The organism is Streptomyces sp. NPDC056061, from assembly GCF_042266885.1.
Taxonomy (GTDB): Bacteria; Actinomycetota; Actinomycetes; order Streptomycetales; family Streptomycetaceae; genus Streptomyces.
The window spans coordinates 1-18,129 of the sequence record NZ_JBHJWQ010000032.1 but is presented as its reverse complement, the minus strand read 5'-3'; the positions used below and the strand labels follow the sequence as shown (position 1 = coordinate 18,129).

Annotated in this window: 15 protein-coding genes and 1 pseudogene; 10 read left to right on the top strand and 6 right to left on the bottom strand. The window is 73.0% G+C overall.

Going from position 1 to position 18,129, the window contains the following annotated elements; all coding sequences use genetic code 11:
* Positions 1–33: 33 nt before the first annotated feature.
* On the top strand, positions 34–1,107 hold the full coding sequence (locus ACFC79_RS32015; RefSeq protein WP_376247485.1) for a dTDP-glucose 4,6-dehydratase: 1,074 nt from the start codon (positions 34–36) through the stop codon (positions 1,105–1,107).
* A 304-nt stretch (positions 1,108–1,411) separates the two neighbouring features.
* Entirely contained in the window at positions 1,412–2,557 is a 1,146-nt protein-coding gene (locus tag ACFC79_RS32010; RefSeq protein ID WP_376247599.1) for an MFS transporter, read from the top strand.
* A 183-nt stretch (positions 2,558–2,740) separates the two neighbouring features.
* Here the strand turns inward: ACFC79_RS32010 and ACFC79_RS32005 are convergent, their stop codons facing one another.
* Entirely contained in the window at positions 2,741–3,199 is a 459-nt protein-coding gene (locus ACFC79_RS32005) for a Crp/Fnr family transcriptional regulator (protein WP_376247482.1), read from the bottom strand.
* A 433-nt stretch (positions 3,200–3,632) separates the two neighbouring features.
* Between ACFC79_RS32005 and ACFC79_RS32000 the strand changes: the two genes are divergently transcribed.
* The 4 genes from ACFC79_RS32000 to ACFC79_RS31985 all read left to right on the top strand — a co-directional run bounded on the left by ACFC79_RS32000 (position 3,633) and on the right by ACFC79_RS31985 (position 8,265).
* Positions 3,633–4,508, top strand: a complete 876-nt coding sequence (locus ACFC79_RS32000) for a universal stress protein (RefSeq protein ID WP_376247479.1) — start codon at positions 3,633–3,635, stop codon at positions 4,506–4,508.
* 99 nt (positions 4,509–4,607) lie between these two features.
* Entirely contained in the window at positions 4,608–5,024 is a 417-nt protein-coding gene (locus ACFC79_RS31995; protein ID WP_376247476.1) for a helix-turn-helix domain-containing protein, read from the top strand.
* A gap of 10 nt (positions 5,025–5,034) precedes the next feature.
* Entirely contained in the window at positions 5,035–5,451 is a 417-nt protein-coding gene (locus ACFC79_RS31990; protein ID WP_376247474.1) for a VOC family protein, read from the top strand.
* Between the two features lie 396 nt (positions 5,452–5,847).
* Positions 5,848–8,265, top strand: a complete 2,418-nt coding sequence (locus tag ACFC79_RS31985) for an ATP-binding cassette domain-containing protein (RefSeq protein WP_376247470.1) — start codon at positions 5,848–5,850, stop codon at positions 8,263–8,265.
* 509 nt (positions 8,266–8,774) lie between these two features.
* On the opposite strand, the pseudogene ACFC79_RS31980 reads toward ACFC79_RS31985, so the two are convergent.
* Together ACFC79_RS31980 and ACFC79_RS31975 are read right to left on the bottom strand one after the other, a co-directional pair.
* Positions 8,775–9,000, bottom strand: a pseudogene (locus ACFC79_RS31980) (transcriptional regulator); the annotation flags it as partial.
* A gap of 89 nt (positions 9,001–9,089) precedes the next feature.
* Positions 9,090–9,980, bottom strand: coding sequence for a LysR family transcriptional regulator (locus ACFC79_RS31975; RefSeq protein ID WP_376247467.1), 891 nt, complete (start codon positions 9,978–9,980; stop codon positions 9,090–9,092).
* Between the two features lie 169 nt (positions 9,981–10,149).
* On the opposite strand from ACFC79_RS31975, the gene ACFC79_RS31970 reads away from it, so the two are divergent.
* The 3 genes from ACFC79_RS31970 to ACFC79_RS31960 all read left to right on the top strand — a co-directional run bounded on the left by ACFC79_RS31970 (position 10,150) and on the right by ACFC79_RS31960 (position 14,917).
* On the top strand, positions 10,150–10,767 hold the full coding sequence (locus tag ACFC79_RS31970; RefSeq protein WP_376247465.1) for a dihydrofolate reductase family protein: 618 nt from the start codon (positions 10,150–10,152) through the stop codon (positions 10,765–10,767).
* Between the two features lie 303 nt (positions 10,768–11,070).
* On the top strand, positions 11,071–13,350 hold the full coding sequence (locus ACFC79_RS31965) for a tetratricopeptide repeat protein (protein WP_376247462.1): 2,280 nt from the start codon (positions 11,071–11,073) through the stop codon (positions 13,348–13,350).
* 22 nt (positions 13,351–13,372) lie between these two features.
* On the top strand, positions 13,373–14,917 hold the full coding sequence (locus ACFC79_RS31960; protein ID WP_376247460.1) for a phytoene desaturase family protein: 1,545 nt from the start codon (positions 13,373–13,375) through the stop codon (positions 14,915–14,917).
* Between the two features lie 28 nt (positions 14,918–14,945).
* Here the strand turns inward: ACFC79_RS31960 and ACFC79_RS31955 are convergent, their stop codons facing one another.
* The gene (locus ACFC79_RS31955) at positions 14,946–15,368 is read right to left on the bottom strand and encodes a hypothetical protein (protein ID WP_376247457.1); all 423 of its coding nucleotides are present in this window, start codon (positions 15,366–15,368) and stop codon (positions 14,946–14,948) included.
* Here ACFC79_RS31955 and ACFC79_RS31950 point away from each other — a divergent pair.
* The gene (locus ACFC79_RS31950; protein ID WP_376247454.1) at positions 15,343–15,645 is read left to right on the top strand and encodes an SIS domain-containing protein; all 303 of its coding nucleotides are present in this window, start codon (positions 15,343–15,345) and stop codon (positions 15,643–15,645) included. The two genes, ACFC79_RS31955 and ACFC79_RS31950, sit on opposite strands and share 26 nt — an antisense overlap.
* 53 nt (positions 15,646–15,698) lie before the next feature.
* On the opposite strand, the gene ACFC79_RS31945 is transcribed toward ACFC79_RS31950, so the two are convergent.
* Both ACFC79_RS31945 and ACFC79_RS31940 read right to left on the bottom strand, forming a co-directional pair.
* The gene (locus ACFC79_RS31945) at positions 15,699–16,919 is read right to left on the bottom strand and encodes an MFS transporter (RefSeq protein WP_376247451.1); all 1,221 of its coding nucleotides are present in this window, start codon (positions 16,917–16,919) and stop codon (positions 15,699–15,701) included.
* Between the two features lie 229 nt (positions 16,920–17,148).
* Positions 17,149–18,024: an aminoglycoside phosphotransferase family protein gene (locus ACFC79_RS31940; RefSeq protein WP_376247448.1), complete on the bottom strand. Its 876-nt coding sequence runs from the start codon at positions 18,022–18,024 to the stop codon at positions 17,149–17,151.
* Between the last annotated feature and the right edge of the window lie 105 nt (positions 18,025–18,129).

Sequence of the window (18,129 nt, the reverse complement as noted above, 5' to 3'; positions counted from 1 at the left end):
CTGTCCCAGAGTCGTCCTACCTCCGGAGTGACCATGTCCGTCTACCTCGTGACCGGCGCCGCGGGTTTCATCGGCGCGAACTACGTACACCACCTGCTGGAGTGGGAGTCGTCGGATGTCGAAGTGATCGCGGTGGACCATCTGGGATTCGCAGGCAACCGGGCGAACCTGGACCCCGTGTCCGACCGTGTCGTGTTCGAGAAGGCCGACATCGCCGACCTCGACGTCATGGAGGAGATCTACCGCCGGTACCGGCCGGACCATGTCGTGAACTTCGCGGCGGAGTCGCACAACGACCGCGCGATCCTGGGGCCGAGTGCCTTCATGCGGTCCAACGCGCTCGGGGCGCAGGTGATGGCCGAGTGCAGTCGGCTGGTGCCGGTCCGGTCCCATGTCCATGTGTCGACGATCGAGGTGTACGGCGAACTGTCCCCCGGGGACAAGTGGTTCACCGAGCGCTCCCCGCTGAACGCGAAGACGCCGTACAGTGCGGCCAAGGCCGCCGGGGACCAGATCGTACGGGCCTACATGCAGACCTATCCGGAGCTGAACATCCGGATGACGCACTGCGCCAACAACTACGGCCCGTACCAATTGCCGGAGAAGCTGGTTCCGCTGGCGGTGACGAACGTCCTGCGCGGCCGGAAGGTGCCGGTCTACGGCGACGGGTTGCAGAGCCGCGACTGGCTGCACGTGGCCGACCACTGCGCCGCGGTGCACCGGGTGCTGCACGCCGATCTGGGGCCGGTCCCGCCGCGGGCGGCCACGGAACCGGAGCTGCTGCCGATCTTCGACGTGTCCGCCCGCTGCGAGGTCACCAACCTGGACATCGCCCGTCGGGTCGTCACGGCGCTCGGCCTGGACCCGGCGGAGTGGATCGAGCACACTCCGGACCGGCCCAACCACGACCGCCGGTACCTGATCGATCCGGAGAAGATCGAGACGCAGCTGGGCTGGCGGCCGGTGCACGACTTCGCCGCAGGCATGGCCGAGACGGTCGACTGGTACGTGGAGCACCGCGACTGGTGGGAGCGGATCCTTGAGGAGAAGGGCGAACTCGGCTTCGACTGGGGTGCGATGGGCCCCGGGTCCACCGCATCCCGGTAGCAGGGGACGAGTCGAGGGGCCGGTCGGGCGTGGTGCTCTCCGCGGCGTGCCGCGCTCGACACCGCCACGCGGGCGGACCCCACCCGTGCTCCCGGAACCCGAGCGGGGGACCGGGGCAGGGCGCGGGGTCGGGCCCCACCCGCCGACGGCCGGGTGAATCGGCTTGCGGCGGGACCGGTGGGCCGGGTGGGGTACCTCCATGGACGGTGCCGCGGAGCAGCCGCAGCGGGCGAGGGCCGGAAGAGACCGTGCGATCGACGGGCAACCGGCGCCGCGGCACGGGCCGGCGGTGCTCGCGGCCCTGATGCTGGCCGCCTTCACCTTCAACACCGCGGAGAACCTGCCGGTCGGCCTCCTGGAGCTCATCTCCGCGAGCCTGCGGGTGTCCCTGTCGGCGGTCGGCCTCCTGGTCACCGGCTACGGCGTGACGGTGGCCGTCGCATCGGTGCCGCTCGCCCACGTCACGCGGGACGTGCCCCGACGCCACGTGCTGACGGGGCTGCTGGCCGCACTCGTCGTGTCCAGCCTGATCGCGGCACTGGCCACCTCCTACTGGCTGCTCCTCGTGGCGCGGCTGCTGACAGCGCTCGCCCAGGCCCTGTTCTGGGCCGTGATGGGACCGGTGGCCGTGGGGCTGTTCCCGCCCGCGGCCCGTGGGCGGGTGGTCGGGGCGCTGTCCGTCGCCGGTTCGCTCGCCCTGGTGCTCGGTCTTCCCGCCGGTGCCTGGCTGGGTCGGCACGGCGACTGGCGGGTGTCCGTCGCCGTGCCGGCGGCGTTGGGGCTCGTCTCCCTGGTGACTATCGCCGTCCTGCTGCCGACCTCGCGTCCGCGGGAGGAACGCGCCGCCTTCGGAACCGGTCCCGATGCCCGCCGGTTCGGGATCGTGCTGGCGGCCGGGGCCCTGTCCGCCACCGGGGCGTTCACGGGATACACCTACATCGTGAAGTTCCTGGGTGACGTGAGCGGGTTCCCTCCGGGCACGGTCGGCGTCCTGCTCGTGGCCTTCGGCGTGGCGTGTCTGGCCGGAGTGGGCATCACCGGCTCGTTGCTGGACCGTTTTCCGCGGTCCGCGCTCACCACGGCCGTCGTCGTTCAGACAGTGGGCATGCTCGGCCTGTACGCGGCCGGTGCCCATCGGGCAGCGGCGGTCGTGTTCCTGATGCTGGTGGGCGGTGCGCTCGGGCCGGTGTTCATGACCACCCAGCACGCCATGCTGCATTGCGCACCGGGCCGCACCGACATCGCCCTCGCGGCGAACTCCGGTCTCTACAACGCCGGTATCGCGGCGGGTGCCGCGCTCGGGGGACTCGTCCTCTCGCTGGTCGGCGTACGGGGCACTCTTCTGGCCGGTGGGCTGGTGACGCTGGGCGCCTGCGCGGTGCTGCTCGGCGGGCGGTCGCCCGCCCGACCGCGACGGCGAAGTACCACGCCCGAGAACGGAGCGCCGTAGCGGCATGCGGCGCCACAGGACCGCGGAGCGGGGGCTGCGGACGGCGACCGCGCCCCCGGCGCGTGGTCTACGGCGGACCGGTCGCCCGGTTGCCCGGCGGCAGCCCGCGTCCGGCCCCGGCTGCCGCCGGGCGGGGCCGGACCGCGCCCCGGGCGGGGCGGCGCAGACGGGTCGGCGGGACGCTCACAGGGAGCTGCCGCTGCCGTGCGGCGCGTAGAGATCGAGCAGACGGAACCGTGCGGCCTGCAGCCGGTGAGCGAGGACCTGCCCGACCCAGTGGCCGATGGCGGAACCGAAGGCGGGGTCCGCGTCCATCATCATCCGTATCGTCGCGGCATCGAACTCGTGGGTGCGGACCGGAGTCATCGTCTCGGCACCGAGGTGCCAGAGATAGGGCTCGAAGAGCCAGGACCAGCCCACCAGCTCACCGGGCCCGAGATTCTCGATCGTCGCGGTGCGACTCCCGGGGACGCGGAAGTCCAGGGTGACGGTGCCCGAGCGCAGAATCCAGAAGCGGTCCGCGACGTCTCCCTCGTCGAAGAGGCGGACGCCCTGGTCGAAGTTGGTCTCCCGGCCCACACGCAGGAGCCGGGTGCGGTACTGGGTGGGCAGAGCGGTGACACGGGTCGGAGAAGTGCTCATCGACAGCCTCCTGTGGATCGGGGTCCGCGGCCAGCATCGCCGCGCGCCCGGGCAGCGCACATGGGCCGACCGGCCCCCGCCGTGGTCCCGTCCGGCCTCTCCTTCCCCGGCCGGACCGCACGGCCGATGCCTCCGCGGCGGCGGGCCGGGGCCCGTTCCCGACGGGAGGCGAATGACGACCTGGGGAGAGTCGGCGCGGGACAGCGGTGTGTGGGTCCTCCCACTATCGGTCCCGTGCGCGCCGTGGGCCAGCCGGGTTCCCCATGCGGCGACGTGGATTCTGGGGTACTTGTCGAAGGCGGAGGACTTGCACGCGGCGGCACGCCGGTCGATGCCCCGCGGCTCCGGTCGTGCGCACGGGACGGCGGCATCGGCGGAGCGACGGTCCGCCCGCACCGCCGACCGGGCCCCGCACGAGAGGGAGGCAGCCGCCATGGAACCAGTCGTGACCGTCGGTCTCGACGGGTCGTCGGAGAGCCTGGCCGCGGCCCACTGGGCCGCCGACGAGGCCGAGCGGCGCGGTCTCGCGCTGCGTCTGCTGCACGCGTGGCCCCTGCTGGTGCCGGAACCGACTCGCGTTCCCGCCGAGATGGACCAGAACTACTGGGCCCGGCGGATCGTGCACAAGGCGAGGGCGGAGCTCCAGGCTCACCACCCGGGCCTGACGGTCATCGGCAGTCTGGTCGCCGACGACGCCGAGCACGCGCTGCTGAGCGCGGCACAGGAGTCCGAGATGGTCGTGCTCGGCTCGCGGGGACTGATGTCCGTCCAGAGCTACTTCCTCGGGGACATCAGCATGCCCGTCGTGGCGCGCGCCGAGGGACCGGTGGTACTGGTGCGGGCGGGAACGGGGGAGGAGAGCGGGCGGCCCGCCCCGGGCGCGACGGGCGACGTGGTGGTGGCGCTCAAGCTGCACGGCCCCTGCGACGAGTTGCTGGCCTTCGCCTTCGGGACGGCCGCCGCGCGGGGCACGACGCTCCGGGTCGTCCACGGCCGGAGCCTGCCGGTGGACGCGTACGTGCCGTGGGGTGTGGACCACGACGTCGCGGAAGAACTCGCCCGGGACGCGCAGCAGCTCCTCGACCAGACCCTGGGCCCCTGGCGCGACAGATTCCCCGGGGTGGAGGTGGACGGCGGCACCGCACTCGTGAGCCCGTCCAGGGCCGTCGCACGGGCCGCCGAGGGCGCCGCACTGCTGGTCGTCGGCCGACGGCGGCGCCGCCGCCCCCTGGCGCCGCACCTCGGACCGGTGGCCCAGGCCGCGGTTCACCATGCGCGCTGCCCCGTCGCCATCGTCCCCCACGAGTGACGCCTCCGTGCCGTTCGACCACGGCCTGCCTGCCCCGGCCACGGGCCGTGCGCCGGCCGCGCCTCCCGGTCTCCGGCCGTGTGGCAGGGTGGCCGGGTGATGGTGGAGGATCTCGTCCGGCTGCGCCGGGCCCGTGACCTGATGGACCGCGACTACGCGAAGCCGCTCGACGTCCCGGCGCTGGCGCGCGTGGCGCTCATGTCGCCGGGCCACTTCTCGCGCAGCTTCCGTGCCGCCTTCGGGGAGACGCCGTACAGCTACCTGATGACGCGCCGGATCGAACGGGCCAAGGCCCTGCTGCGGCGGGGCGACCGGACGGTGACGGAGGTCTGCTTCGAGGTCGGCTGCACATCGCTGGGGTCGTTCAGCTCCCGCTTCACCGAGCTCGTCGGCGAGAGCCCGAGCGCGTACCGGGCCCGCCGCCACGACGAGGGAGCCGCCGTCCCGGCCTGCATCGCCAAGATCTACACGCGACCGGTCAGGAACGGAGAAGCGAATCCCGACCCGCGCCCGTAGCGTGAAGCACATGGAGATCAACATTTCGCAGTGCTTCATCGCCGTCGACGACCACGACAAGGCGCTCGCCTTCTACCGGGACGCCCTGGGCCTGGAGGTACGCAACGACGTCGGGTTCGAGGGGATGCGCTGGGTGACCCTGGGCGCGGCTTCGCAGCCCGGGGTGAGCGTCGTCCTCGAACCGCCCCTCGCGGACCCGAACGCCTCGCCCGCCGACAGGCAGGCCGTGGCGGAACTGCTGGCGAAGGGGCTGCTGCGCGGCGTCATCTTCGGCACGGACGACTGCGATGCCGCCTTCGAGCGCGTCCGCGCCGCGGGAGGCGAGGTGCTGCAGGAGCCGGTCGACCAGCCCTACGGTGTCCGCGACTGCGCCTTCCGCGACCCCGCCGGCAACATGGTGCGCCTCACCCAGACCCGCAAGCGCTGAGACCGGGACCCGGGGACGCGCACCGGCCCGCCGAGTCGATCCGTGCCGTCCCCGGACCCGGCGAACCGCGCACGGCCGGGCCCACCGCGGCCCGGAGCACGACGGCCACTGATCGGCCCGGCCCGCCGGGACCGCACCGCCCCCGCGGGGGCCGAAGCCGCACGGACATCCCGGTCCCCGTACCCCGCGTATCCTCGGTCGGCACGCCCGGTGGACATGTGCCGGGGCGCCACCGCCCGGACCGCAGGTGGCGCCGATGCCGCGAGCCCGCCGACGCCGGACGGCCGGGCACACCTCGCAACAACGGTCGGACCGCACCGACCGGCGCCGACGGGCACGGCACGCAACGGACGGGCGCCGCACGACCGGGACGCCGCACGAACGGATGGAGAGACGATGAGCACGGCCACGACGCCGGACGCACAGCCGCCCACGCCGCACATCGCGGACAGCCACGAGATGATCCGTGTGCACGGCGCACGCGAGAACAATCTCAAGGACGTCGGCATCGAGATACCGAAGCGTCGGCTGACGGTGTTCACCGGTGTCTCCGGCTCGGGCAAGAGCTCACTGGTGTTCGACACGATCGCTGCGGAGTCGCAGCGGCTGATCAACGAGACCTACAGCGCCTTCGTGCAGGGCTTCATGCCGACGCTCGCCCGGCCCGAGGTCGACGTGCTCGACGGGCTGACGACCGCGATCATCGTCGACCAGCAGCGCATGGGCGCCGACCCCCGTTCCACGGTCGGCACCGCCACCGACGCCAACGCGATGCTGCGCATCCTCTTCAGCCGGCTCGGCGAGCCCCACATCGGCCCGCCCGGCGCGTTCGCCTTCAACGTCCCCTCGGTCAGGGCGAGCGGGGCGATCACCGTCGAGCGCGGTGCCAAGAAGGCGGTGAAGGCGACGTTCAACCGCACGGGCGGCATGTGCCCGCGCTGCGAGGGCCGGGGAACGGTCTCCGACGTCGACCTCGCCCAGCTCTACGACGAGTCCAAGTCGCTCGCCGAGGACGCGCTCACCATCCCCGGGTACAAGTCCGGCGGCTGGAACCACCGCCTCTACAGCGAATCCGGACTCGTCGACCCGGACAAGCCGATCCGCGCGTACACGAAGAAGGAATTGCAGGACTTCCTGCACCGCGAGCCGACCAGGATGAAGATCGCGGGCATCAACATGACCTACGAGGGGCTGATCCCACGGCTCAAGAAGTCGATGCTCTCCAAGGACCCGGAAGCGATGCAGCCGCACATCCGGGAGTTCGTCGCCCGGGCGGTCACGTTCACCACCTGCCCCGAGTGCGACGGCACCCGGCTCGCCGAGCCGGCCCGGTCGTCGAAGATCGAGGGCATCAGCATCGCGGACGCCTGCGCGATGCAGATCAGTGATCTGGCCGCCTGGATCCGCGGCCTCGGCGAGTCCTCCCCGCACACCACGAGCGGGGGCTACGCCATGGTGGCGCCGTTGCTCGCGTCGCTGCGCCGGACCCTGGACTCGTTCGTGGAGATCGGGCTGGGCTATCTGTCGCTCGACCGCCCGTCGGGCACGCTGTCGGGCGGCGAGGCCCAGCGCACCAAGATGATCCGCCACCTCGGCTCCTCGCTCACCGACGTCACCTACGTCTTCGACGAGCCCACCGCGGGCCTGCACCCGCACGACGTCCAGCGGATGAACGACCTGCTGCTGAGGCTTCGGGACAAGGGCAACACGGTGCTCGTCGTGGAGCACAAGCCGGAGACGATCGCCATCGCCGACCACGTCGTCGACCTCGGCCCCGGCGCCGGAACGGCGGGCGGCACCGTCTGCTTCGAGGGCACGGTGGCCGGGCTGCGGGGCAGCGGCACCGTCACCGGCCGGCACTTCGACGACCGGGTCGCCGTCAAGGAAGCGGTGCGCGAGCCCATCGGTACGCTGGAGATCAGGGGTGCGACGGCGAACAACCTGCACGACGTCGACGTCGACATCCCGCTCGGCGTGCTCGCCGTCGTCACCGGCGTGGCCGGTTCCGGGAAGAGCTCGCTGGTGCACGGTTCGATCCCCGCCGGCGCGGAGGTCGTGTCGGTCGACCAGAGCCCGATCCGCGGTTCCCGGCGGAGCAACCCGGCGACCTGTACCGGGCTGTTGGACCCGATCCGCAAGGCGTTCGCGAAGGCCAACGGCGTGAAGCCGGCCCTGTTCAGCGCCAACTCCGAGGGGGCCTGCCCCACCTGCAACGGCATCGGCGTCGTCTACACCGACCTGGCGATGACGGCCGGGGTCGCCGCCACCTGCGAGGAGTGCGAGGGCAGGCGTTTCCAGGCATCGGTGCTCGACCACCACCTCGCGGGCCGCGACATCAGCGAGGTGCTCGCCATGTCGGTGACCGAGGCGGCGGAGTTCTTCGGCGGCGGCGAGGCGCGGACACCGGCTGCGCACCGCATCCTCGAACGGCTCGCCGACGTCGGGCTCGGCTATCTCAGCCTCGGCCAGCCGCTCACCACGCTCTCCGGCGGCGAGCGGCAGCGGCTCAAGCTGGCCACGCACATGGCCGACAAGGGGGGTGTCTACGTTCTCGACGAGCCGACCACCGGCCTGCATCTCGCCGATGTCGAGCAGCTGCTCGGCCTGCTCGACCGGCTCGTGGACTCCGGCAAGTCGGTCATCGTCGTCGAGCACCACCAGGCGGTCATGGCGCATGCCGACTGGATCATCGATCTCGGCCCCGGCGCCGGTCACGACGGCGGACGGATCGTCTTCGAGGGCACGCCCGCCGAACTCGTCGCCGCCCGTTCCACCCTCACCGGCGAGCACCTCGCGGCCTACGTCGGCGGCTGACCGGGGCGCCCGCACGGCACCGTGGGGGCGAGTCCTGCTCCGTGCGGACCCGCCCCCACGCGGTGGCCGACACGCGCGGGCCGCACCGGGCACACGGCCCCGGGAGCCCCGGGAGAAGGGCGACGCGTCCGGATCGGGTATCGCCGGGATGCGGGTCAAAGGGACAATGAGTTGATCATGAGTCTCTGAATGCGTCCGGGTTCACTCGGTGTCCTCGGCGAGGATGCGGTGGACGGGGGCGGGGGAGGGCCGCTCGCCCTGGTTCTTGCCCGAGGCGATGAGCAGCTTGCGGGCGCTCTCGGGGACCGGGGGTTTCGGCGACGCCGCGTCCCGGGCGCTTCATCTCGTGCACCGTGAAGATCACCCGTGGGTGGGGGACGGCCTTCCCGATGGTGCGGGCGAGGGCCATCGGCTTGACGAAATCCGGCCGCACCTTGACCCGGGTGCTGATCTTCTCCGAGAAGACCTTTCCTGTGAGCACGAAGCGTCACACCCCTCGCCGAGGGCGATCAGGCGCTCGGGGTGGCCACCGTCTCCCGTTCCGGCTCGGCGACGGCTGCGGCGGTGTCGCTCAGGCCGAGCCGGAGGTGCTCGACGTGGTACGGGGCCCGGTCGAGCGGTTCGCAGACGTGTCTTGTCGTACAGGGAGGAGACCACCGAGCGGCCCTTGCGCGTGCCGACCACCGGGTCGAGATTGCGCAGCAGGCGCAGATGGTGGGAGCAGGCCCACTGTTCCGGTTGCGGGCCCGTGCCGCTCCGGACGTCCGGGGCCGGTCCGCCGTGCGACGCCGACCGGGACGCGTCGACCGTGCCCCGGCCGGACGTCACCGGGCGGGCAGGGAACGGGCCGCCGCGGCGAAGGCACGGATCTGCTCGCTCTCGTGCGCCGCGGACCACACCAGGGCGAAATCGGCGGGGGCGCCGTCGAGGATCGGGACGTAGACGATGTCGGGGCGCCGGAAGTACTGGCCCGCCTGGGCCGTCGCCACGGCGATGCCCAGCCCCGCGCCGATGAGGGTGAGCGCGGCCTGGACGGTGTCGACGGCCGGTCCCCGGTGGATGGGGCGGCCTGCGGGAGTGCGACTGGGGTGGTGGTACTCCTGCCAGTACGCCGGTGCCGGACTCGCGGCGTGGATGACGGTCCGGTCGGCGAGGTCCTCCAGCACGACATGCTCGCGCTCCGCGAGGCGGTGGCCGCTCGGCACGGCCAGGACACGTCCCTCGCGCAGCAGGACCGGACCGGTCACCAGGTCGGGTTCCTCCACCGGAAGCATGGTCGCCATCACGTCGACCTCGCCCTCGCGCAGCGCGCCGACGTGGTTGCTCAGCGGCGCCTCCATCGTCACCCGCACCTCCAGGCCCGGATGGCGGTCCCGGTACACGCCGATCACACGGGAGAGCACGGCGCCCGTCGCGGGGCCCAGGAACCCCACCCGGAGCGCGTCGCGGCCGACGTGCGCGGCGGACGCGGCCCGCGCGAACGCCTCACCGATCGCCCGGTGATGCGGCGCGATGTCGTCGTACAGACGGCGGCCGATCTCGGTGAGCCGCACCTGGCGGCTGCTCCGCTCGAACAACGGCGAGCCGATGCGGCGCTCAAGCTTCGCGATGGTCTGACTGATCCGGCCGCTGCTGAGGTGCAGCCGTTCCGCAGTGCGCCGGAAGTGGAGCTCCTGCGCGAGAGCCAGGAATGCCTCGATCTCGTGACGCTCCATCAAATCCCCGTCATTGCTGAGTTCTGCTAAGCAGACGCTTCGAATTCGGGCATTGTCGCAGATCAGGCGAAGAGCCCATGCTGGGCAGCGACTGACGCCCGACCGGGCGCGGTCGCACCTCGCCGCAGCCCCTCGCTGCCCGGCCACCCCTTTCAAGGAGCAGCTCCTCATGCGCAAGCTCGTGTACTACGTCGCGTCGACGCTGGACGGCTTCGTCGCGGGACCGGACGGGGCGGACCCCACCGGGCCCGACGGCTTCTGGCCCATCCCGGAGGACTATCTGCGGTACCTGGCCGAGCACTACCCGGAGACCCTGCCGGGCCCGGCCCGGCAGGCACTCGGGATCACCGTCGAGGGCACGCGGTTCGACACCGTCGTGGAGGGTCGCCGCTCCTACGAGATCGGTCTCCGGGCGGGCCTGACGGACGCCTACCCGCACCTGCGTCACCTGGTCGTCTCCCGGACCCTCGGGAAGAGCCCGGACCCGGCCGTCGAGATCGTCGCCGACGACCCCCTCGCCGCGATCCGGGAACTGAAGCGGCAGGACGGCAAGGACGTGTGGCTGATCGGCGGCGGCGACCTGGCCGGTGCCCTCTACCCGGAGATCGACGAACTCGTCCTCAAGACGGCCCCGATGACGCTGCGTACCGGCATCCCGCTCTTCGGCCGCCACGACCACGGCTTCGACCCGAGGACCTGGCAGCTCACCGACCACCACGTCCTCGGCAGCGGCGCGCTCTTCCTCACGTACACGCGCAGCACCCCCGCCGGGCCCGCGTCGGCCTGACGGAACGGACCTGCGGGCCGCACGTCGTCCACGGGCCGCCGCCCCGTACCCCCATCCCCACCGGCGACCCGCGTCCTCCGTTCACGGCGCCGACCGCCGGCCGCGCGCCGCCGGGGACGTGCCGCGCCGCGTTCCCGGCCGGCCCCGCCGGCGCTTTTGCCCGGACGCATCACGGACACGATGGACCGACCCGGTCGCGAAAGCCGTCCCACCGCGTACAAACCACGCAGCCGGGACGCCATACTGGACGGGCCGGGGAGGGCACAGAGGCAGTGGGCGCAGCGACGGGGGCGACAGCAGGACATGGCGGACACCAGGCTGGTCCAGAGCCGGTACCGACTGCTCGATCTGATCGGGCGCGGAGGCATGGGCGAGGTGTGGCGGGCCCGCGACGAGTCGCTGGGGCGCCAGGTGGCCGTGAAGTGCCTCAAGCCGTTGGGTTCCCAGCACGACCAGTCGTTCACCCGTGTCCTGCGCGAGCGCTTCCGCCGCGAGGCGCGCGTCGCCGCCTCGCTCCAGCACCGCGGCGTCACGGTCGTCCACGACTTCGGTGAGGACGAGGGCGTCCTCTTCCTGGTGATGGAACTCCTCGACGGCCGCAACCTCAGCCAGCTCCTGGAGGACAACGAGCAGCACCCGCTTCCGGTGCCCGACGTCGTGGACATCGCCGAACAGGTTGCCGACGCCCTCGGCTACACCCACCGGCAGGGCATCGTGCACCGCGACCTCAAGCCCGCGAACATCATGCGCCTCACCGACGGCACCGTGAAGATCTGCGACTTCGGCATCGCCAGACTGGGCCGTGACATCGGCTTCACCTCACGCCTCACCGGCACCGGCATCGCCATGGGCACCCCGCACTACATGTCGCCGGAGCAGATCAGCGGCGGCCAGGTCGACCACCGCAGCGACCTCTACTCGCTGGGCTGCGTCCTGTACGAGATCGCCACCGGGGCACCGCCGTTCGACCTCGACGACACCTGGGGGGTGCTCGTCGGGCACCGCGACACCGAGCCCGAGCCGCCGCGCACCCGCCGCGCCGAACTCCCGGGATTCTTCGACCGCGTCGTGCTCGACCTGCTGGCCAAGGCACCGGCCGAGCGCCCCGCCGACGCGGGCGACCTGCGCCGACGGATCGTCACGGGCCGCACCGGCGAACAACACCGGCCCGGCGGGCGGGCGCTCCCGCTCGCGCCCTCCGTGCCGGGTGTGCGTCCGGGGTCCGGACTGCCGGACTGGACCCGTGGCATGACCACCGGGCACAAGGCGGTGGGCGGCCTTCCCGCGATCCCCGCGCCCGATCACGGCGCGGCTCTCACCGGCGTGTGGACCACCGCCTTCGGGACACGGCACCTCACCGGCCACGTGGAGGAGTCGTCGGCCGGGAGCGAACGGCCCACCCCCGCGCCCGAACTCCTCTCCGTCCTCGCCGGCCGGCACGGGGCGGGCCTCGACCTGGGCCGGCTGGGCCGCTGGGAGGAGGCGGGCGAGGTGCATCGCGAGGTCGCCGCCGAACGCGAGCGGGTCCTGGGCCCCGACCACCCCGACACGCTCGCCAGCCGGTACGAGGTCGGTTTCTCCCTGGCGCGCACCGGCAGGCATCAGGACGCGCTGCGGGAGTTCGGCCGGGTGGCCCGGGGCAGGGAGGATGTCCTCGGCGCCGACCACCCGGACACCCTCGCCGCCCGCCAGGAGACGGCGTACGTGCTGGGGCAGCTCGGGCGGCACGCCGAGGCCCACCAGGTGTACGCCGCGGTCCTCGCCTCCCGCGAGCGTTCGATGGGCCCCGACCATCCCGACACCCTGCGTTGCCGCCACAACCTCGCCGTCAACCTCAGCCGACTCGGCCGCCCGGAGGACTCCTGCCGGGTGGCCCGCGAGGTGGCGTCCACCCGTGCCCGGGTGCTCGGTGCCGACCACCCCGACACCCTCGCCACGCGCTACGAGGTGGGATACGCGCTGGGCCGGCTGGGGCGGTGGACGGAAGCGCTGCGGACCTACCAGGAAGTCGTCCGGGGCCGGGTCCGGTCGTTGGGCCCCGACCACCCCGACACTCTCGCCGCCCGCTACGAGGTCGGCATCGGACTCGGCAGGCTGGGCCGCAGCGCGGAGGCCCTGGAGCTGTACCGCGCCCTCGTCGGCGACCGGACCAGGGTAGGTGGCCACGCCGACCCCGAGACGCTCCGCGCCAGGCACGGCCTCGGTGTCAACCTGGGGCGCCTGGCCCGCTGGGAGGAGGCCCTTGCCGAGGCGCGCGACGTCTGCGCGATCCGGGAGCGCGTCCTGGGCCCCGACCACCCGGACACCCTGGTCAGCCGCCGCGAGGTCGCCGTCGGCCTCGGCTGGCTCGGCCGTTGGGACGAGGCCCTCGCCCGCTACCGGCAGGTCGCCGACACCCGGGAGCACGCGCTCGGCGCCGACCACCCCGACACGCTCGCCGCCCGCGACGACGAGGCACACTGCCTGGAACAGGTCGGCCGGGGCGTGGAGGCCGCCGAACTGCACCGCCGGGCCGCGGCGCTGCGCGAGGCGCCCGAAGGACCGCCGCACGGCCCGGAACGCACGGCCTCTGGCCACACCTGAGCATCCCGTGCTACGAAGGGCCATGCCCGCACCCGACCGCTACGACGCGGTGATCGTGGGCGGCGGCCACAACGGCCTGGTCGCCGCCGCCTACCTCGCCCGCGCCGGACAGTCCGTCCTGGTCCTGGAACGTCTGGACACGACCGGGGGAGCGGCCGTGTCCACCCGGCCCTTCGACGGCGTCGACGCCCGTCTGTCCCGCTACTCGTACCTGGTGTCCCTGCTGCCCCGGAAGATCGTCCGCGATCTCGGCCTGGACTTCGCGGTCCGCAGACGGACCGTCTCCTCGTACACCCCGACCGTGCGCGGGGGCCGGGCCACCGGGCTGCTCGTCGGCGAGGCCCGCACCCGGGAATCCTTCGCCGCACTCACCGGATCGGACCGGGAGCACGAGGCGTGGCAGCGGTTCCACGGCATGACGGGCGGTGTCGCCGAGCGGGTCTTCCCGACGCTCACCGAACCCCTGCCCACCCGGGACGCGCTGCGGGAACGGATCGGTGACCCGGACGCCTGGCGGATGCTCTTCGAGGAACCCGTCGGGGTCGCCGTGGAGCGGTACTTCGACGACGACCTGGTCCGCGGCGTCGTGCTCACCGACGCGCTGATCGGCACCTTCGCCGACGCCCACGATCCGTCCCTGCGTCAGAACCGCTGCTTCCTCTACCACGTCATCGGCGGCGGCACCGGAGACTGGAACGTACCGGTCGGCGGGATGGGCGCGCTCACCGACGCCCTCGCCCTGGCCGCACGGCGGGCGGGGGCGCAGATCCGCGTCCGGCACGAGGCGACCCGCATCGAGACCGACGGGACGCGGGCCGAGGTCACCGTCCGCTCACCCGAAGCGGAACGCGTCGTCGCGGCCCGCAAGGTCCTCGTCAACGCCTCGCCGCAGGCCCTCGCCGCGCTGCTCGGCGACGAGCCGCCCGCCCCGGCCGAGGGCGCGCAGTTGAAGGTGAACATGCTGCTCACCCGGCTGCCCCGACTGCGCGACCGGTCCGTGGACCCGCGCGAGGCGTTCGCCGGGACGTTCCACATCGCCGAGGGGTACGGGCAACTCGCCGACGCTTACCGGGAAGCGGCGGCCGGCCGGATCCCCACGGCCCCTCCGTCCGAGATCTACTGCCACTCGCTGACCGATCCCTCGATCCTCGGCCCCGACCTCGCCGCCCGCGGCCACCACACCCTGACCCTCTTCGGCCTGCACGCCCCCGCTCGGCTGTTCGCCGCCGACAACGCGGCGGCCCGCGCCGAGCTGCTGTCCGCCGCGCTCGCCCAGCTCGACGCGCACCTGGAGGAGCCGATCGCCGACTGCCTCGCCGTGGACGGGAACGGCGAACCGTGCATCGAGGCGAAGACCCCGCTCGACCTGGAGCGGGAGCTGGGACTGCCCGGAGGCCACATCTTCCACCGCGATCTCGCGTTCCCGTACGCCACCGAGTCCATCGGACGGTGGGGTGTCGAGACGGACCGCGCCAATGTGCTGCTGTGCGGGGCGGGCGCGGTGCGCGGCGGCGGGGTCAGCGGGGTGCCCGGCCACAATGCCGCGATGGCGGCGCTGGGCCGGTGACGGGACCCACCCCGGGTGCCCCCCGGCCTCAGCGGCCGAACACGCCCCGCAGCGCACCGATCTTGCGCGGCAGGTCGTACTCCGCGCCGCCCTCGTGCCCGTTGAGGACGCCGTTGGCGCCGGAACCCCTCGACGCCGGAAGGGCGTCTCGGACCCGTGCCAGGTCGTCGCCGTTGTCGCGGAGGACCGCGTTGACGGCGACCACGGTGGAGATCCACACCCGGTTGGCGCCGGTCGCTGTCTGCAGGTCGGCCCGCCAGAGGTTCGGATCGGGCGTGTAGTGCCGCACGGCCCCGGTGATCCGGCCCAGCCGCTCCGTCCCGAGCGCGTCGTAGAGCAGCACAGCGGTGTCGTTGAGGGCGAGCGCGGAGCCGATCTCCCGGTCCCAGTCGTTGTCGAACCGGGTGTGGCCCGGGCCGTAGCGGTTGGCCATCAGCCATACCGCTGCCACCCGCAGCACCGTCGACACCGCCCGCCGCGCCCGTGAGGCCGGGGCCGAGGTCGTCGGTCTCACCAGCTACGCCCAGTCACCACTGAGCGAGATCTGCACGCACACCCTCGTGGCGGGCGGGCAGGACCTCGTCTTCGGACTGGAGACCACGACCAGCCGCATCGCCCACCCGGTCACCGTCGACGCCCTGGCCCAGACCCTGCTCCCGCTCCGGGCCACCGCGGCGCAGCGGACCCCTCATCTGTCTGCCGACGTCACCGCCGGCCACTCCTACTGAGCCCGTCGCCACGCGGGTCCGCCCGCGGGGCGCGCCGTCCGCGCGCCCCGCGCTCAGCGGCGGTTGACGCGGTACACGTCGCGCACGCAGAGGTTGAGCACGGTCGCCGCCACGATGGCGCCGGCGCAGACCAGGAGCGTGGAGCGGTCGCTCCAGGCGTGCGCGGCGAGTGCGGCGCCGAGGTAGCCCAGGGGCACGGCGACGCGTTCCCCGATGCCGTTCATCGCGCTCATGCGGCCCAACTCCTCCTGGGACACGTGCTGCTGGAGCGCCGTCGTCCAGGCCACGATGGCGATGTCGAGCCCGACCCCCGCGAGCACCGCGCCCAGCAGCACCCAGGGCAGGGCCAGGCCCAGCCCGAGCGCCGTCGGCGGCAGGCAGAGCGCGGCCCCGGTGAGGACGGCGACGGCCAGCAGGCGATACGGCTTCCAGCGCAGGCACACCACCGTCCCGGCCAACAGCCCGAGGGCGAAAGCGCCCTGGACGAGCCCCCAGGAACGCGCGCCGGAGTAGTGCGCGTCGGCGACCACCGGCCCGAGCATCTGGAAACCGGCGAGCCACGCGGCGACCACCACGGTTCCGGCCGCGGTGTACGTCCACAGCCACGTGCGGGACCGGAACCCGGACCAACTGCCCCGCAGGTCGGCGAGCACGCTGCCGGTCGTGACCGGCGCGCTCAGCCGCAGTCCGAGCAGCAGGACCGCCGCCACGAGAAAGCTGAACGCATCCCACGCCAGCGCCCACGCCGGGCCGCCGAAGGCGACGACGACGCCCCCGAGGACGGGTCCGAGCACCTTGACCGCATTGCTCGGAAGCCGCAGCAACGCGTTGGCCTGCTGCAACTGCTCCGCGGCGACCACCTGCGCCACCACACCCGTCGCGGCCGGTGCCATGAATGCCGCGGCGGTCCCGGACACGAAGCCGCAGGCGGCGATCGAGGCGGTGGTCGCCTGCTCCGTGACCACCAGCAGGGCGAGGGCCCCCTGCGCCGCGGCGGCCAGCAGGTTGCCCAGGAAGAGGATCCGGCTGCGCGACAACCGGTCCGCCAGGACGCCGCCCGCGACCGTGAGGACGATCGTGGGGACGGAGTTCGTGGCCAGGACGACACCGAGCGAGCCGGCTCCGCCGCCCTGGCCGATCACCGCATAGGCGAGCGCGAGGGGCGCCATCGCGGTGCCGGTCGCCGAGACGAGATTGGCGAGGACGAATCGCCGGAAGGCCGGTATGCGCAAGGGGGCGAGGCGCGGGGTGTCCCGGTCCGCCGCGGTGTTCACGCCTTCCCTCCGCGCGGCTCGGGGGCGGGCGGGGCAATGGCGGGCGGAGGACCACCGAGGACCACTGGTCGTGTTCGGCCGCCCCGCGGGGTGCCGACTGTTCGGTCCGTTTTCCCGTCAACGATCACCACGGGAACCTACAGCACCCCACGCGCCGCTCCGAACCACCGCCCGGAACAGCGGCGCCGGAGCGCAAGCGGCACGCTCCGGGCGTCAACTCGCGTCCGCGTCAAAGACGTTGTTCTGCCAGGTCGATCCAGTGGTCCACATCGCCCGGGGCGAAGTGCCGGATGGCCCAGTCGACCATCCGCAGCCCCATGTGCGCCCACGAGAGCCGCAGGACGTCGTCGGGCATACCGTCCAGGATCGCGTCGAGGCGGTCGACCACCCCCGGGGCCTGTTCGTCCGCGTGCAGGCCGAAGCGCAGGGTGACCAGGTCGAACCGGCGGTCCCCGCGGCAGGCGCCGTCCCAGTCGATGACACCGGTGACCGCACCGTCCGTGCGGAGCAGATTGCCGTGGTGGAAGTCGTGGTGCACCACGTCCCCGCCGGACAGCCGGGGAGGATGCGCGGCCCCGAGCGAGGCGATCCGGCGCTCCAGGTCACCGCTGCGCCGACCGTGTCGACGCAGCGGCTCGTGAAGACAGTAGCCGGGACCGTCGTCCACCAGGTACAGGTTCATCTCCGGGACGTCCGCGCGGTCGGCGAGCAGCCCCGCCTGCGCCTCGTTGAGGGCGAGTGCCCGGTCCAGATCCGCGTGGTCCGGGCGGGTGACCGGCGCGCCCGGCAGCAGCTCCTGGACCAGGACCGCCGCGCCGCCCACCTGGAGCGCCAACTCCGTCGACGGGCAGGGGTACCCGTGCCGCCGCAGTACCTCGCACACCGCCAGCGGACCCGCCCGCAGGTCCTCGATCCGGGCGCCCGGCCGCGACTTCAGCACCGACCGGTGCCCGTCCGGCCATCGCACGTACGCGGCCCCCACCTCGCCGCCCGGACACGGTCCCTCCACCGTCAGGCGGACGCCCGTCCCGGTGCACAGGGCTTCTGCGAGACGGTGGGCGTCGAGCCGTTCGGTGCGCTTCCAGCCGCGCGGAGAGGTGGTCATCGCCTCATCCTCCACCACCGGGCGACAGCGGTGCGGAGCCGGGGGGGGCCCACGCGGGGCCCACCCACCCAGCAGGTCAAATAAAAAAACAAACCCCCCACAAAC

Excerpts from the sequence above, each read along its gene's own strand:
- ACFC79_RS31965 (WP_376247462.1), top strand. The coding sequence starts at position 11,071 with ATGGCGGACACCAGGCTGGTCCAGAGCCGGTACCGACTGCTCGATCTG.
- ACFC79_RS32015 (WP_376247485.1), top strand. The coding sequence starts at position 34 with ATGTCCGTCTACCTCGTGACCGGCGCCGCGGGTTTCATCGGCGCGAAC.
- ACFC79_RS31975 (WP_376247467.1), bottom strand. The coding sequence starts at position 9,980 with ATGGAGCGTCACGAGATCGAGGCATTCCTGGCTCTCGCGCAGGAGCTC.
- ACFC79_RS31960 (WP_376247460.1), top strand. The coding sequence starts at position 13,373 with ATGCCCGCACCCGACCGCTACGACGCGGTGATCGTGGGCGGCGGCCAC.
- ACFC79_RS32000 (WP_376247479.1), top strand. The coding sequence starts at position 3,633 with ATGGAACCAGTCGTGACCGTCGGTCTCGACGGGTCGTCGGAGAGCCTG.
- ACFC79_RS31985 (WP_376247470.1), top strand. The coding sequence starts at position 5,848 with ATGAGCACGGCCACGACGCCGGACGCACAGCCGCCCACGCCGCACATC.
- ACFC79_RS31995 (WP_376247476.1), top strand. The coding sequence starts at position 4,608 with ATGGTGGAGGATCTCGTCCGGCTGCGCCGGGCCCGTGACCTGATGGAC.
- ACFC79_RS31940 (WP_376247448.1), bottom strand. The coding sequence starts at position 18,024 with ATGACCACCTCTCCGCGCGGCTGGAAGCGCACCGAACGGCTCGACGCC.
- ACFC79_RS32010 (WP_376247599.1), top strand. The coding sequence starts at position 1,412 with ATGCTGGCCGCCTTCACCTTCAACACCGCGGAGAACCTGCCGGTCGGC.
- ACFC79_RS31990 (WP_376247474.1), top strand. The coding sequence starts at position 5,035 with ATGGAGATCAACATTTCGCAGTGCTTCATCGCCGTCGACGACCACGAC.
- ACFC79_RS31970 (WP_376247465.1), top strand. The coding sequence starts at position 10,150 with ATGCGCAAGCTCGTGTACTACGTCGCGTCGACGCTGGACGGCTTCGTC.
- ACFC79_RS32005 (WP_376247482.1), bottom strand. The coding sequence starts at position 3,199 with ATGAGCACTTCTCCGACCCGTGTCACCGCTCTGCCCACCCAGTACCGC.